At 36.3% G+C, this 15,487-nt stretch carries 12 protein-coding genes; 6 read left to right on the top strand and 6 right to left on the bottom strand.

The features are described 5' to 3' along the window. Positions 1–322: 322 nt before the first annotated feature. From CM19_RS07265 to CM19_RS07275, 3 genes are read right to left on the bottom strand one after another with little or no spacing between them, the layout of a single operon-like run. The gene (locus CM19_RS07265) at positions 323–1,246 is read right to left on the bottom strand and encodes a homoserine dehydrogenase (protein WP_048099876.1); all 924 of its coding nucleotides are present in this window, start codon (positions 1,244–1,246) and stop codon (positions 323–325) included. Next, entirely contained in the window at positions 1,246–1,905 is a 660-nt protein-coding gene (locus CM19_RS07270) for a B3/B4 domain-containing protein (RefSeq protein ID WP_048099789.1), read from the bottom strand. The genes CM19_RS07265 and CM19_RS07270 overlap by 1 nt, the downstream gene beginning before the upstream one ends. Next, complete coding sequence (locus CM19_RS07275; protein WP_048099790.1) at positions 1,883–2,296, bottom strand: CopG family ribbon-helix-helix protein; 414 nt, start codon at positions 2,294–2,296, stop codon at positions 1,883–1,885. The genes CM19_RS07270 and CM19_RS07275 overlap by 23 nt, the downstream gene beginning before the upstream one ends. Before the next feature lie 27 nt (positions 2,297–2,323). Here CM19_RS07275 and tldD point away from each other — a divergent pair, with 27 nt between their 5' ends. The 3 genes from tldD to CM19_RS07290 all read left to right on the top strand — a co-directional run bounded on the left by tldD (position 2,324) and on the right by CM19_RS07290 (position 5,381). Beyond that, complete coding sequence (tldD, locus tag CM19_RS07280; protein ID WP_171714505.1) at positions 2,324–3,661, top strand: zinc metalloprotease TldD; 1,338 nt, start codon at positions 2,324–2,326, stop codon at positions 3,659–3,661. Beyond that, entirely contained in the window at positions 3,654–4,901 is a 1,248-nt protein-coding gene (locus CM19_RS07285) for a TldD/PmbA family protein (protein ID WP_048099791.1), read from the top strand. Before tldD ends, CM19_RS07285 begins: the two co-directional genes overlap by 8 nt. 87 nt (positions 4,902–4,988) lie before the next feature. Further along, positions 4,989–5,381 carry a universal stress protein gene (locus CM19_RS07290; protein ID WP_048099792.1) on the top strand — a complete coding sequence of 131 codons (393 nt, stop codon included), beginning with the start codon at positions 4,989–4,991 and terminating at the stop codon, positions 5,379–5,381. A 15-nt stretch (positions 5,382–5,396) separates the two neighbouring features. Here CM19_RS07290 and CM19_RS07295 read toward each other — a convergent pair whose 3' ends face one another. Together CM19_RS07295 and CM19_RS07300 are read right to left on the bottom strand one after the other, a co-directional pair. Next, a complete protein-coding gene (locus CM19_RS07295; RefSeq protein WP_048099793.1) occupies positions 5,397–6,800 on the bottom strand; it encodes an APC family permease in 1,404 nt (467 codons plus the stop codon). A gap of 171 nt (positions 6,801–6,971) precedes the next feature. Beyond that, positions 6,972–7,298, bottom strand: coding sequence for a hypothetical protein (locus tag CM19_RS07300; RefSeq protein WP_048099794.1), 327 nt, complete (start codon positions 7,296–7,298; stop codon positions 6,972–6,974). A 544-nt stretch (positions 7,299–7,842) separates the two neighbouring features. Here CM19_RS07300 and CM19_RS07305 point away from each other — a divergent pair. Then, positions 7,843–9,126, top strand: a complete 1,284-nt coding sequence (locus CM19_RS07305) for a glycosyltransferase (RefSeq protein WP_160164875.1) — start codon at positions 7,843–7,845, stop codon at positions 9,124–9,126. A gap of 85 nt (positions 9,127–9,211) precedes the next feature. Here CM19_RS07305 and CM19_RS07310 read toward each other — a convergent pair whose 3' ends face one another. Continuing rightward, a complete protein-coding gene (locus CM19_RS07310; protein WP_048099795.1) occupies positions 9,212–9,895 on the bottom strand; it encodes an ABC transporter ATP-binding protein in 684 nt (227 codons plus the stop codon). Between the two features lie 1,137 nt (positions 9,896–11,032). Here CM19_RS07310 and CM19_RS07315 point away from each other — a divergent pair. Next, on the top strand, positions 11,033–13,933 hold the full coding sequence (locus CM19_RS07315) for a COG1361 S-layer family protein (protein ID WP_048099796.1): 2,901 nt from the start codon (positions 11,033–11,035) through the stop codon (positions 13,931–13,933). Then, the gene (locus CM19_RS07320; protein ID WP_048099797.1) at positions 13,930–15,183 is read left to right on the top strand and encodes an ABC transporter permease; all 1,254 of its coding nucleotides are present in this window, start codon (positions 13,930–13,932) and stop codon (positions 15,181–15,183) included. The genes CM19_RS07315 and CM19_RS07320 overlap by 4 nt, the downstream gene beginning before the upstream one ends. The last annotated feature ends 304 nt before the right edge of the window (positions 15,184–15,487 follow it).

The raw sequence follows: 15,487 nt of genomic DNA on the forward strand, positions 1-15,487 counted from the left end.
TTAGTTCCTCTTACCCTTAACCCATTTACAGTCCCTTCTTCGGATCTACACACCCGCATCTGGGACAAAATAAATATTGTTTTTAAAATATGACCATCTTGAAAAGGGAAAAATCATGAAATATGTGAAATTTCACAATTTAAGCGAAACTGTTTTTAACGGCTCAGTTTTTACTTTCTAGACCTAACAACTCTTTATCCTAAATAGTGTTAAACGAGCAGAAGAATTCATAAGGAGATTGTGAATAGCTAATCTCTTTGTAGAAAATATATAAACTATTTTATAGATATTCTAAGATATATTTATCTTTTCTAAAAAATTGCTATAACATCATTTTCCCTCTGAAAATATGCAGATCACTTAAAGCTCCATAAGCAGCATTCTTTGGTCCAGCTCCTGGTCCAATGATTGTTATGTTCTGAATTTCCGATATAATCTCCAATGCGTTTGTGACATAATCCACAGAGTAAAGAGGCTCATTTTCGTTAATCTCAGAGAGCGTTACACTTACGTCTTTTCCGTTTGACTTAGCAACAAGCTTCATTTTTATCCCTTTTTCTTTTTTCTCCTTTATGAGAGAAGAATTAATTCCTTTTATTCCTTCAAATTTAACGTCTTTAATCGTCTTACTTGTGTTGAAGAAAACGTTAGTAAGTATAGTGATCTTTGCTGCAGCGTCAAATCCATTAACGTCCAATTCCGGATCTCTTTCCGCATATCCTTTCTCTTGAGCCTCTCTTAGCGCATTGTCATAATCTAATCCCTCATACATTCTTGTAAGAATGTAATTCGTAGTCCCATTTAATATCCCTTTAATTTGGGAAATTTGTCCTGGCATAATTCTTCTCAAGTTTATTGATGGAGTACCACTCATTACTGTCCCTTGAAATCCTAAGAAAGCGTTATGCTTTTTTGAAGCGTTAACAATTTCTGAATAGTGAAGCGATAATGGTGCCTTATTTACTGTTATTACGGCAGTACCTTCATTGAGTGCTGAGAGATAAAGAGAATATGAGGGCTCTCCATCCTTATAGTTAGCTGACATTGTATCTACTATTATATCTGGCTTAATTTCATGGAAAGCTTCTAGGACTGAGACTTCTCTATGTGTTTTGAACTCTCTGTTTTTTCCCAACATCAGTCCCTTTCTAGTTACAACTCCAGAAAGGGTAATATCTGGGAAGCTCTCAATCATTTCTGCAAAAGCTCTCCCAACATTTCCAAACCCACAAAGCAAAGCTTTTATCATGAAATCACTATCTCATGTACTTGTTTTCCGCCTAATTTAAGTATTAACGACGTAGTAACTTCTACAGCGTTTTTAATTATTTCTTTATCTACTCCAGGTACACCTGCACCCACAATAAGGACATCCCTTGTACTTTCTTCTACGCTAGTTATCCTTGAATCCCTGTGAGGATATATATGCATCACTTTCTCCTCATCAATCATTATAGGTATTCCAGCTCTTAACGTCTCTGGTTTATCCTTACCTATTGGATAGAAGATCTCTCCTCCCTTAGATAGGACAATGGAAGGTTCACCCTTAACTTTGGCTATATCATAAATTCCAATAGGAATAAGGGTAGAGGAGCTCGCTATATTTCCAGCATCTACAATATCGTTTATTCGAGGTAATTTTCCATTTCTTTCTATCCTTCTCCTTAAGGCTTCACCCGCAGGCCTAGTCTTAGTGGGATCTATTCCAATCCTCCAGTAGAAATCCCTATACGCTCTGACTACAGGATTTTCCTTAAGTCTTTCTGGGTCTTCTGAAGAAAAACGTTCCTCAACTAGTCTTAAGTCATCTTCAAGCACGCCATGTCCATTATTTGTCCCAAGAACTTCAGTATGAGCTACAAAAATTCCTAGTTTAGCGCAACTATCGCATATAGTTATCTTCATTTTCGTTCAGGTAATATGTTGTAAGTCTTACCTTTTTAACTCCTCTAATTGAGGAAATATGAGAGGAAAGTTTTACAACTTCATCTTTTTTCCCTTTAACTGCTATTGCTTCCATACAGTCTTCTTCGTTAATGTGGATATGCATTGTTGAAATTACAGAAATTAAATCCTTATGCTGAGCTTCAGTAATATCTAAAGTTGCTTGAGCATTATATATAACGCTTAGAATACCTATTACTTCTCGATTCTCAACCGAATTCTCATCTAAGAAATTTCTAATAGCCATTTGAAATACTTTTGATCTGTCTCTAATCTGGCAGTTCTTCATGTAGTTTTCTAAGTCTTTTGAAAGCTCAATCGGTAAAGATACGCTAATCTTTTCAACATTCATATGGATATTTTGTAGAGGGGATTAATATTGCTGAACCTTCTTAGAAGAGCTGAGGAACTCGGTTCAGTGTTTGCTGACTTGAGATCCTTCTATGTTGATGATCTTTCGCTAAACGTAAGCGAATCCAGAGAATACGTTCAAACAAATGGCATTGAATCAGGTCACTCTCTTAGGGTTCTTTATAACGGTAATTGGGGATATTCTAGCTTTGTAAATCCTGGAAGCGAGGAAGTTAAGAGAGCAATTGATTCCGCTTATGGTGACGAAAAGGTTAACATAGTTTACCTTCCTCCTAAGCACGACGAAGTGAAAATACGCCCAAAAAAAGAAGTTAACAAGGGCATAGAGGAGATCAGAGACGATTTAAGAAAAATAAAGGAAAAAGTGATGCAAGACAGTAGAGTAAAGGCGATTAGTGTAAGGTACTTTAATCAGAAGGTAAGGAAAGAATATTATAGTACAGAGGATAGAGAAATCCTACAAGAATATTCTTTGAGTGGCGTGTACTTATCAGCAGTCGCTTTTGATTCTGGAGTTATGGCTTCTGCGTATTACGGGGTAGCTACTTATGAGGGATATCCATTGGAGGTATTTGATGAAAATTCTATGGTTGATATAATTTTAAAAAGAATTAATAATCAATTGAAGGGTAAAGTTCCAACAGCGGGTGAATCGGAGGTTATTTTATCCCCTGATGTCGTGGGAGTTTTCTCTCATGAAGCATTGGGACATTTAGCTGAGGCAGACCTAGCAGTAAATGGTATTCTTTATCCTCTAAGAGGAAAAAAGATCGCTCCAGATTTCGTTACGATAGTTGATTCCCCAAGACATGATCTTCCTATGAGCATAGGTATTACTCCGTATGACGATGAGGGTGTAGAAGGGAGGGAGATAAAGATACTGGATAACGGAATCGTTTCAGAGTTTTTAGTTGATAGGTACTTTGCGGTTTTTCTAGGTCAGAGACCTTCGGGTAATGCGAGAGCGGAGGACTTTAGAAGTCCAGTACTAATAAGGATGAGAAATACATATATGTATCCTGGAAAGTGGAGCGTGGAAGAGATGATAAGCGAGATAAAAGACGGATATTTGGTTGTCTCCCCATTGGGAGGCCAAACTAGTCCTGATGGCACTTTTCAGTTCGGCATTCAAGAGGGCTATAGAATAGAGAAGGGTGAGGTAAAGGAACCATTACGAAACTTTGGTATAGCAGGTTATACTCTCGAGACTTTGGGAAGAATTGAGGCAGTGTCGAAGAACTTCGATATGTGGCCTGGGTTCTGCGGAAAGGGAGGGCAATCCGTTCCAGTTGGTACTGGCGGTCCTCATGTAAAGGTTAAAGTAAAGGTGGGAGGAAATGCTTGACGTAACTTCAATCTTAGATAAGGCAAAGAATCTAGGACTATCTGCTGAAATCTACTATGTGGAAAGAAAGGAGTATGAGATAACTAGGGAGAAGCAAACTTTCTCAAAGAGTTTAAATGAAAGTGGTTATGGATTAAGGGTTTTTAAGGATGGAAGAGTTGGTTTTGCATATTCGACCAAACTTGAAGAATCCCTTCTACAAAGGTCAATGGATACAATGAAAGTTTCAGAGAAGGATGAAGCGAATTACCTTCCAGAAATTAAACCAGTAAATTCTCTTCCATTATTTTATAAAGTAGATCCATTTGAGATTTGTAAGACATATATAGAGGAATTAAGCGACTTAAGGGGAAAGATTAACGTAATCTCAATTACTTCCTCCGCATATGAAGTAAAAGTTGGTTTGGAAAACACAGAAGGTGAAAAAGTTGAGGAAACTAGATCTGGAATATATGCTGGAGTCATTGCTAATTATGTCGATGGATCTTATGTTGGTCCAGAAATTTATGAGTACTCGACATTTAGGTATCCAAAAAAAGATCTGACAACAATCAAAGATACAATAATATCCAAGGTACAGTCTACTGCTAAAAGAATAAAGCTCGACTTTGTTCCAAAATCAGTAATCTTTACACCAAAAGCTATGTCAGAGCTCTTTGTACCTTTATTTTCAAGAGCGATATCAGAGGAATATGCGTATAGAAGAAGGACACCTTTAAGGTCAAATGATATCATAAAGGAGGGTCTTAAGATAGTTGATGATCCTACAATAGGAGACTCAATATATAGCAGATCCTTTGATGGAGAAGGGATAGAATCAAAGTTAAACGTAATTTTAGATGGTCAAATTAAGACATATTTGTCTAATACTTATTGGGCGAGAAAAGCTCATGTAGAGAATACTGCTTCAGCATATAGAAACTATTCCTCACAGCCAGTTATCTCACCTACAAATCTTTTAGTTCGTTATGCAGAACACTCTGTAGAGGAAAACAGTAAAGTTGTAGTTGATAGTGTTCAAGGAGTTCATACCAGTAATTTCGACACAGGAGAATTTAGCGTAGTTTCCCCTGTAGCGTGGTTGATTAAAGATGGGAAAAGAATAGGTTTGAGGGAATTGACTGTTACTGGCGATCTGCTCCAATTAATTAGGGGAATTCTTGCTATATCTAAAGCCGAAGAAACTTACGGAAATTTGACAATAGGTAACGTTGAAGTAGAAGGTATATCGATAGCTTAATTCTTTATTTTTTTACTAACCTAAAAATGAAAAACGTTTAGTTCTTTTCAAAGAATTTTTATTAAGACGTTTAAGTTTAGTTTAATTATGAAAGTCGTTATAGCATATGATGGTTCAGATTACGCTAAAAAAGCTGTACTTTTTTCAATGAATATGCTAAAGAAGGACGATGAAATACATATAGTAACAGTTGTTAAAGAAGCACCAAAAAGTCCAGAACAAAAAATAATAGAAAGTGAAGATAAAGGTAAGAAAGTTTTAGACGAGATAGCATCTGAGACTACAGGACTCCCTGTTAAAACAAAAGTGCTTGAAAGCGTGGATGTTTCAGATGCGATTGTACAATATTGTAAAGAAATAGGTTGCGAGCTTATTATTACAGGAAGCAGAGGTTTAACAGGATTGAAGAAAATCGTTATGGGAAGTGTTTCAAGTAGTTTGGTTAGCAAATCTGATGTTCCAGTGCTAGTAGTAAAGTAATCTAAAATTCTTTCTCTAATAAGCTTTAACCTTTTTTAGCCTTTTTATATATTCATCTATTGTAATCAATTCGTTATTTTCATCTACAACTAGGCTACCAGGTTTACCCTTTCTTCCTTTGAACATGTATAAGGAAACCATTATTCCTGCGACCACTATAATTGTAAGTACTTGGCTTAACATAACTCCTTGTAGAGATGTAATAACTCCCCATATTTGTATTCCAGCAGTTATAATGGGTATTACCAATGAACTTAACGCTAGTTTTCCTACTAATCTGTATGTCATTACAGGCACTCCAAGGGCATCGACTATTCTACCTGTGAGCCAAAATATCCCCGTTATGAAGCTAGTGTAGACTAATGCGTTCTGAACTCCAACTAGTGTTACTGAAAGTCCTGTTACTACCGCAGTTATAAGCCCTATAGTAATAGTTGCAAGTATTGGTTCACCATCCTTGTTAACCTTTGATAGAAAGGCTGGGGCAGATTTTTCTCTCGATAAGTTAAACAATATTCTAGCTGAGCCCAATGTGGTTCCAACGTTAGACGAGTAAAGGCTATTTAAACTAAGGATTAATGCAATAGCCATTGCTGGGATACCAAATGAGAACATCTCTGACATTAAGGGCTGAGGGGAATTAGATAGCGCAGATAAAGGACCTGACCAAAGTGAGACTAAAGCATAAGTTCCTAAAAGCATCGAAAATCCTCCTATAGACAACGCCATCCACATTCCGTTTGTAACGTTTTTCGTAGGTTTCTTAGTCTCCTCGCCTAGATACGTTGAAGCTCCAGCTCCAGATATACTAACTACAGTAAGCACGAAGGCTGCAGCTAGGTTAGAAAACGAGATATGTCCAGGTGTAAGGTAACTTAAGTGAAAGCCTTTAGTTAGGGAAATTATGAAAAGAGAGACTAAGAGTACTGCTTCAGCTGTAGCGCTTACTACTATTACTTTACCTAATACAAACCTTATATGTGTAAGGGAGATGAGCGTAGGATAAAGGACTCCTAACACGACAATTAGTCCACCAATAATTGGATTAAGCGTTATATTAACCATCGAAAGACCTACCTGCAATATCAGATAGGCAGCAATTACATTAACAGAGTTTAGAAAGGAGTAGGCAAAGGCTTCCATTAAAGCCTCAAAGAACGCTACCTCCTTATTTCTCCACGCAGAAAAGCCAAATGTATAAAATCCACCAGCTGAAGCAATCCTTGATGTATATCTTGTTAGTGTATATATCCACAATGCGCTAGCTAAAAGGGCTAAAAAAGTAGCAAATACAACTGAATATCCGGCTAACGCAACTGCGGCTGTAGTAGTTGAAACTACGCTTCCTAAAGGTGCAGTTACTGCCATAGCTTGACCGTAGTTCTCCTTTAATGATATGACGCCCTTGCTGAGCCTCATAATCTCCCTTTAAGCTTTTCGATCTTAAGAAGTTAAAAAATTTCCCTAATCTGTTCCCCTTAGTTTCATAAAAGCTTAAAGGAATATTCCGTTGAAAATTATTAACCGAGCTTATAGGGAGACTAAAAACTTTTTATTAATTTTCATAAAAATAATTAAAGAAATAACGTTTTATGAGGATCCTTGATCTCTTTTTTCTAATACTTCTTTTATTGCTCTTTTAAGCTCCTCAAATCGTATTTTCATTTCCGGGGGGAAGGGCTTCTTTGGTTTTATTGACTCAAGAAGAGAGAGGGCCTCCTTAAGTTTTTCAATAATTTGATCTTCATTGCTTCTATTGAGGTAATAGGATTCACGCACTAGTGCCTTAGCTTTATTGAAATTTTCTATATCTTCTTGTGAGATATATCCTTCCTTCAGTAGATAAGTAGAGAAGTCTATTTCTACTAAAGGTAATTGAAGGTCGTAAATAGTCCATAATCCTGATTCTAGACTCATTGTAAGCAAGTTTAACTTTGTAAAATATAGGTTTAACGTATTAGGTTATTTTCTTATGGTTTAGGTTTTACGGACATTTATTGTCTTGTTCATAAACCCTTGGGTTCACCACGTTCTGAGCAGAGAACATCATCACGATCCATTAGCGGGCTAATCCAACCTACACTACCGAAGCGTGTGGGAAAATCCGCACATCTTAGTTTCTAATCTTCGCTCTTTTGTAATCCCTTCTTTGAGTCTATACACCCACATTTGGGGCAAGTTAATTTGTGTTTTTAAAAATAAGCATTTTAATAGAAAAAATCTTGAAATGTGTAAAAATGTCACGATTTAAGTGAAACTGCTTTCAATGGCGAGAAAGTCTTACTTTCTGTTATATTTTCTAGTACCTTTATGGACTCTTAATTTTCTTCTCTAATTAGAATCTTTTTCTGGTAAAAGTCGATATTAAAAAAAGATATATTGTTCTTTGCTGATGATACTATGAATGTATGAATCATTGTTTTTGACGTTACTTGTTACTATATCATTTATTTATTTCAGTGTGAACTCTTTTCTAGCGTTTCATGATAAACCTAAGCTTCAAGGTAATAGAAGTGGAAGTTTCACAATCTCTGATTTAACTGTAGTAATACCTGTATACAGGGAAGACGTTAATGTATTTGAAAGAGTTGTCAAATCTTTAAGCTCATATAAAATAAATTTTCTAGTCATTGGAGATGGACAAGATAAACCATATAGCGATATAGTAAAAAGATATGGAGGTCAGTTTATTCTGGTACCTCATGGCGGGAAGAGAAATGCTCTAGCTGAAGGAATTAGAAGAGTAAAAACAAAGCTAGTAATGTTTTTAGATAGCGACACAATTATCGAACTTAATGATATTAAGCATATGATCTCATTATTCGCTGATAAAGTAGGAGGGGTAAATGCAAACATAAAGATTTTTCCAGAAAATAGTATTAGATATTATTATGCCGAGTTTTTTGAAAGATTTAAGGAGTTAGTAAGTAGGGCTGTGTCCAGGAGTGAACGTACAATAGTTCTTAATGGGGAATGCGCTATGTATAGAACAGATATCATAAAGAGTTTCGTAATGTCAAAAGCTTACATAGAACCGAGATTATTCGGGAGAAAAATTGTAGTAGGTGATGATAGACAACTTACAAATTATATTATAAATATGGGTTATAAGGCTATATTCGATTTTAACGCGTTTGCTTATACGAAACCTCCTAAAGATATTAAGGAATTTGTTAAACAGATGATTAGATGGACAAGATCAAATTACCTTTTTTTCTTCAAAGAGCTGTTTGACGGCACATTATTTAGAAAGGGCGGAATATATACATTTAACTCTATTTACAATAATTTGCTTCCTATAATAGGTATAGTGACACTGTTTGGTATTTCCAACTTATCCTACACTAATCCATTAGTTTATATCTCGATTCTTCACGGTATAATACACCATGTATATTATGTTTTATTTATGCCAATACATAATTTTCACATTCCTTTTAGGCTAAGTCATTATGGTAGTAGTGATTATAGTTCGCTAAGAATACTGAAGCAGTTTTCCATTAGTATCTTTATGCCCGTTCGTTTCTTACAACACGAAGTTATCAGAGAACCTATATTAAAGATAGCCTTACTTCACTTAATGTATTATATGTCAGCTTCTCCATACGCTGTCGCTTTAGGTAAATTAATAGGGAAGGAGAGAGTAAAGACAATAGCTTACGGGTCTATAGGTCTCATATTCCAACTTTTTGTGGCATATTACGCCATACTGACGTTTTGGAAACAAGAGTGGATAACTCGTTGAACTATATCTAAATTGAATTTATAATCAATTATTTATTCCACTATTAGTTTTTAATTCTATATTATGTCCTCTACTTAGCTGAAAATTATTTAATATCTATTATTTTTCCATCTCTAATGAAAATTTTTCTTTGTGCGATATTAGCTACATCCATATCATGTGTAACAAGAATTACCGTAGTGCCAAAGTCCTTGTTTGCCTGTTTGAACGTTTCAAGAACAATCTCACCAGACTTTGAATCTAAGTTTGCTGTGGGCTCATCTGCAAGTATTATCTTTGGGTTTTGAGCTAAAGCTCTTGCAATAGCGACCCTTTGTTGCTGACCTCCAGATAGCTCGTTTGGTTTTCTGTAGATCAAATCTTTGAGTCCTAATTTTTCTAAAATTTCAATAGAAATTCTTTTTCTTTCACTCTCTCCAACGCCTCTGGCTATTAATGGAAGTTCTACGTTTTTTAGTACTGTCAGTCGTTCAATAAGATTATAGCTTTGGAATACAAATCCAATGTAATTGTTTCTTATCTTAGAAATCTCCTTTTGTGGTATAGATGTGACATCCTTACCATAAATGTATACCTTTCCCTTTGTTGGTAAAGCTAATGTACCCATAATTGTTAACAGAGTAGTTTTTCCTGAACCAGAGGGGCCTTGAATCGCAATTAGTTCTCCATCTTCAATCTCTAGGTTTATGTCCGATAGTGCTACAACGGGGATTTTGCCATTATAGATCTTCGTAACATGTTCTAACTTAAGTACATTCTCTTTTGGCATATCTGACTATGGGCATTAAACTAAATTATCTTTTTTATCTTAAGAGGGTAGGGGTAAACAGATACTTGGGTTGGAGGTTAACATACTCTTAAAGACGTGTAGTTTTCAGATATTCTATTGATCCTATACTGAAGGTAGCTGTACTACCAATGAATGTAAGGGAGAGGAAAAAGTCCTTAAAGGACTAAAACACACTAAAATGCCTAAAGCTGTTATCAGCAGTTTCGCTTAAATCGTGATATTTTTATACATTTCATGATTTTCCTTCTTAAAAATGTCTATATTTTAACAAAGAAACAATATTAATTTGTTCAAATCTGGGTAAGTAGATCCGAAGAAGGGACAAAAAAGGGTGAGGGAGGAACTAAGGATGTGTGGTTTTCCCTACACCCTAGTAGGTGAGATTATCCCGCTAATGGTTAGTAATGATGATCTTTGTTCAGAACGTAGTGAACCAAAGGGTTTCACGAACAAGACAATAAGTGTCAAAAAGCCTTTATCACTTTGTTAGTCTTTACTCACCATGACTATTCCGGTTGACCATAGAGGGGATTGGGGGTTTGGGTTTTACGGACATTTATTGTCATGTCCTTAAAGCCCTTGGGCTTCACCACGTTCTGAGCCGAAGCTCATCATCACGATCCGCCCCATTAGCGGGATAACCCCACCCACACCACCGAAGACCGGGTTGTGGGGAAACCCGCACATGCTTAGTTCATCCTTCTCCCTTTTTTTGTCCCTTCTTCGGGTCTACACACCCACATTTGGGACGATATAAGATTGATTTTAGAATATATATATATAAGTATTTTGGTTTGAAGTGAAAATCATGAAATGTATATAAATGTCACGATCTAAGCTAAACTGCTGACAACGGCTAGAACTATATATAGCAGTAATTATCTTAAAGCTTGAATCTATTTTAGTTTAATACTACTAGAAACTAATCTTTGAATATAAAAAATAAAAATTTAATAGTTAAAATATTAAGAGTGAAATTATATTTTCATTAAATAAAGTGAATAATAAAGAATAGCAGTATAAAAGACTGTTTTAGAAGAAAAATACTGTCTTTATCCATTCTCACTCCGATAATACTTAAATATCCGATATCGGAAACTGAGTTTCAGTGGAAATATGGTAATAAAAAACAATCGAACTTTCTTGTTCTCATTACTTTTCCTTCTTAGTCTCTTTATATCAATAATTGCGCCAGGTATGTTATCATTTTCTAAAAGTAATGTGGTATATCCTATCGTTTCTCTTCAATGGGGTACGTCAACTTCAGTTCAGCAGGCCTTTGTAGGTGAAGGACTAGTCCCTTTGACGTTAATAGCATATAATCCATCATCAAGTGAAATATTGAATACTACTTATAATGTATCTTTACCTAAAGGTGTCCTTTCACAGTCTGGAAAGACTAACGTTACCTTTATCATCCCTGGAATAGAGCCAGGTTCAGCAGAGACAAGTACTGAATACGTTAATATTCTACAAAACGCATCACCTGGTAGTTATACACTACCAGTAAACGTAACCGTATTTTACAACGGTAATTCCTACAAGACTCAAGAAAATGTAACCCTAGTAATATACAATTATAATTTTCTCAATATAACTACAAATAAAGCAGTAGGATCTGTTGGAGGCGAAGTTTCATTTCTCCTTAATTTCTCTGCCTCTCAACAAGTAGACTTAATCTCCATAACACCGCAAACTCAACTCTCTCTAGTTAGATCCAATTTCACTCCAACCTATTTCCACGGAAATAGAACGTATAATTTTACCTTTTACATTCAACCGAACACTCAACCTGGGATTTACCCAGTTACTTTTACTATAACCTATGAATCCTTAGGTCAGCAGTTCACCAGAATCCTTCAAAGTTTTGTTAACGTTTATATCAACGCTAGTCCCAGGATCGTTTCCCTTCAATGGGGTACGTCAACTTCAGTTCAGCAGGCCTTTGTAGGTGAAGGACTAGTCCCGTTAACTATCACCCTTTTTAATCCAACAGAGGTAACGATGAGCAATATTACCTTGCAACTATCTTTACCTAAAGGTGTCCTTTCACAGTCTGGAAAGACTAACGTTACCTTTATCATCCCTGGAATAGAGCCAGGTTCAGCAGAGACAAGTACTGAATACGTTAATATTCTACAAAACGCATCACCTGGTAGTTATACACTACCAGTAAACGTAACCGTATTTTACAACGGTAATTCCTACAAGACTCAAGAAAATGTAACCCTAGTAATATATCCCTCAACTATTCTCGACGTGACTGCAGATGATGTAAGTACAACTGTAAATCATCCAGCCTCTATTCTCCTTAATTTCTCTGCCTCTCAACAAGTAGACTTAATCTCCATAACACCGCAAACTCAACTCTCTCTAGTTAGATCCAATTTCACTCCAACCTATTTCCACGGAAATAGAACGTATAATTTTACCTTTTACATTCAACCAAACACTCAACCTGGGATTTACCCAGTTACTTTTACTATAACCTATGAATCCTTAGGTCAGCAGTTCACCAGAATTATAACAGTCTATATAGACGTTAGTTATTTTAATGTTAGTCCTGAAATAATTTCAGTTCAATGGGGTAATCCACAAGAAAGCGTAATAGCCTATCCTGGAGTTGGTTATGTTCCTTTAACGCTAACAATACTTAATCCATATCCATACGCTATTGAAAACGTGAAAATTTTTCTTACCCTTCCCACTGGAATTAATACTACCCAAAACGTCGAAGATTTTGCTCAAATACAACCGGAGTCATCCTTAACTTTCACTATAAATGTAGATGTAACGCCTTCTGTTAGTTCCGGATATCAAAACCTGAGTTTTTTCATAACGTATTTATCTGCATATGGGAAATTCAACAGTTCGGGAAGTTATGCCTTATACGTTTTTCCTCCAAAGCAGATTTTAGTTAGTTTTTCTAATCCTGAAGCTTTTCAAGGTCAAGAGTTTCCTCTTTACGTGAATGTGACAGATACTGGTGAATCGCCATTAACTGCGGTTTCAGCTACAGTTTCTTCTCAAGAGATCTCTCTAGTAGGTTCAAATAACCAGACAATAAACTACATTAAACCTCACTCTACAGTAACGTTCATCTTTAATCTTTACGTTCCAAGTAATTTACCCACTAATGTATATCCAGTTAATGTGGAGATATCATACGTATATGAAGGAGAACAAGGTAGCTACTCTTACACGCTACCAGTTCCGGTACATCAATCTAAGTCTCCAGTAAAGTTAAACCTCTCAACATTTACGATATACTATCAGACAATTAATTATGTTAACTTAACTATAGAAAATAATTTGACCTCGACCTTAAATAACGTTAAAGTCAACGTTTACGTACCTTCGACTGAAGTAAGTCTAACTCAAAGTACATTTAATCTCGGGAATATACCGAGCGGGTTAAAGAGGAGCATAGAGTTGCAACTCTTACCGCTAGAATCTCAAACTTTGAGTATACCAATAGGAATATCTATCACTTATGTAGGAGAAGACGGAGAGCAACTAACCTATGGCTTTAACTATACCTTATCAGCAATAGGACTTATACAGGTAGAGGTAACTCAACCATCAGTTTCTATCTCTAATGGTTCCATAACTCTAAGTGGGGTTTTACTAAACACTGGAAATCTAGAGGCCCAGAATCTTATAATCTATGGTCCTTATGGAGTTCAAGACTATATAGGCCAATTACCTACTGGCACTCCAACTCCTTTCTCTATTACTATACCTGAAAGTTCTAGTGTGGCGAAGTTAGTGAATACAACCTCAAATGACTCTCAAAGTTACACTATAACAATAAGCTATCAAAATTCCCTTTATCAATTTAAGAATATAACTTATACCTTTACTTTCTCACCTTCTAGTGTTGAAACAACTTCTGTTCCAATTCATACCTCTGAGTTCCATAGACCTAGCCCCTTATTACGCGCTATTCCTTACATAATTATCTTAGTTTTAATTATTCTAATTGCAATACTATTGATAAGAGGTAGGAAAAAATGAAGATCAAGGATTTACTAATTATGGCGTGGAGTTCGTTAGGAGATAGAAAGTTAAGGGCTATACTGACAATTGTGGGAATTTTAATAGGACCGGCAATAGTTGTTGGACTAACAGGGATGACGGAGGGTTTTGCTCACGGAATAACATCATCCCTTTATAGTTCTTTATCTCCTGAAGACCTATACGTAACTCCTGCACATGGTCATCCTCTTTCCCTCTATGAAATCCAGGAGTTATCAACCTTAAAAGGCGTAAGGACTGTAGTGCCATTTTATCTTATACCGGGAGAAATAGAAACTACTTCAGGTACTTTAGCGACTGAGATCTTATCGGTAAACATACCCTTGGCAGAAAAGGCCTTACCCGGTATAAGCTTAGAGTCAGGAGAGTACCCAACTCCTTCCTCGACTTATCAAGTTGCAGTAGGTTATTATATCTCACATCCAGAGTACCCTGGTCAACCTACTTTCACTGTAGGGCACACCTTAACTGTAAAGATCAGCGTTAATGGTCAGCAGGAGGTCAGATCGTTCATAGTCTCAGGTCAATTAAACGAATTCGCAGGGGTAGGTCTTGCAGACGTAGATCAGTCACTTATTATTCCGCTTTCCTTCGGTTCTTCATTAATGGGAGACAGTTATAGCGGAGCGATAGTTGTTGCGTCTAATGTGAACCAAGTAAGCCAAGTCGATAGCGAAATAAAGAACCTATTTGGAAATAGCGTTGAAGTAATTTCAGTCCAGGAATTTGCACAGCTTGTTAATTCAATAGTTGGTGATATAAATGGTCTCCTAGTAGTTGCTGGCGCTTCTGCTTTTGTTGTAGCCTTTGTTGGAATTCTCTCTACAATGTTTACTTCAGTTGTGGAGAGGACTAGAGAAATCGGACTTTTAGGAGCTCTTGGATTTGGGAGAGGGCAAATAATGTCCATGTTTTTAGGAGAAGCTGCGATTATGGGCATTATAGGGGGATTAGCCGGTATTGGTACTGGGATAGGAATGTCTTATCTTTTATTATCGGCTATTTCACTTAATGGAGGATCTGGTTCTTCGTCATCTAGTGGAGGTGGTGGGGGATCTTTTGGAGGTTCTACGTTCGGATATAATCTTCATGTTTCACCTGTATTTCCACCGCAGTTTATTGGGGAAGTTTTCCTAGCAGTGATATTAATCTCTTTATTTGCTGGAATAATACCCGCATATAGAGCTTCGAGAATAGAGCCAGCTAAAGCCTTAAGATACGAAGTATAAAATGAAGGGGAGTGGATTTTTTTTAAGTGGTTTACATTTTTATGCATTTCACGATTTTCACTTCCAACCAAAATACTTATATATATTCTAAAAAGCAATATTATTACGTCCCAGATGTGGGTAATGTAGACCTGAAAAAGGGACTTAAAAGAGTAAAGGATGGTGGAATTAAGGATGTGCGGTTTTCCCACAGCTTCGGTGGTGTAAGTTGGATTAACTCGCTAATGGATCGCGATGATCAGCCTCGTTCACAACGTAGTGAAGCCCAAGGGTTATAGGGAAATAAGTGTCCGTAAAACCCAAA

Source organism: Candidatus Acidianus copahuensis (assembly GCF_000632495.1).
GTDB lineage: Archaea > Thermoproteota > Thermoprotei_A > Sulfolobales > Sulfolobaceae > Acidianus > Acidianus copahuensis.

Coding starts and splice junctions, on each gene's coding strand:
- CM19_RS07270 (WP_048099789.1), bottom strand. CDS start 1,905: ATGAAGATAACTATATGCGATAGTTGCGCTAAACTAGGAATTTTTGTA.
- CM19_RS07275 (WP_048099790.1), bottom strand. CDS start 2,296: ATGAATGTTGAAAAGATTAGCGTATCTTTACCGATTGAGCTTTCAAAA.
- CM19_RS07285 (WP_048099791.1), top strand. CDS start 3,654: ATGCTTGACGTAACTTCAATCTTAGATAAGGCAAAGAATCTAGGACTA.
- CM19_RS07290 (WP_048099792.1), top strand. CDS start 4,989: ATGAAAGTCGTTATAGCATATGATGGTTCAGATTACGCTAAAAAAGCT.
- CM19_RS07295 (WP_048099793.1), bottom strand. CDS start 6,800: ATGAGGCTCAGCAAGGGCGTCATATCATTAAAGGAGAACTACGGTCAA.
- CM19_RS07300 (WP_048099794.1), bottom strand. CDS start 7,298: ATGAGTCTAGAATCAGGATTATGGACTATTTACGACCTTCAATTACCT.
- CM19_RS07310 (WP_048099795.1), bottom strand. CDS start 9,895: ATGCCAAAAGAGAATGTACTTAAGTTAGAACATGTTACGAAGATCTAT.
- CM19_RS07315 (WP_048099796.1), top strand. CDS start 11,033: ATGGTAATAAAAAACAATCGAACTTTCTTGTTCTCATTACTTTTCCTT.
- CM19_RS07320 (WP_048099797.1), top strand. CDS start 13,930: ATGAAGATCAAGGATTTACTAATTATGGCGTGGAGTTCGTTAGGAGAT.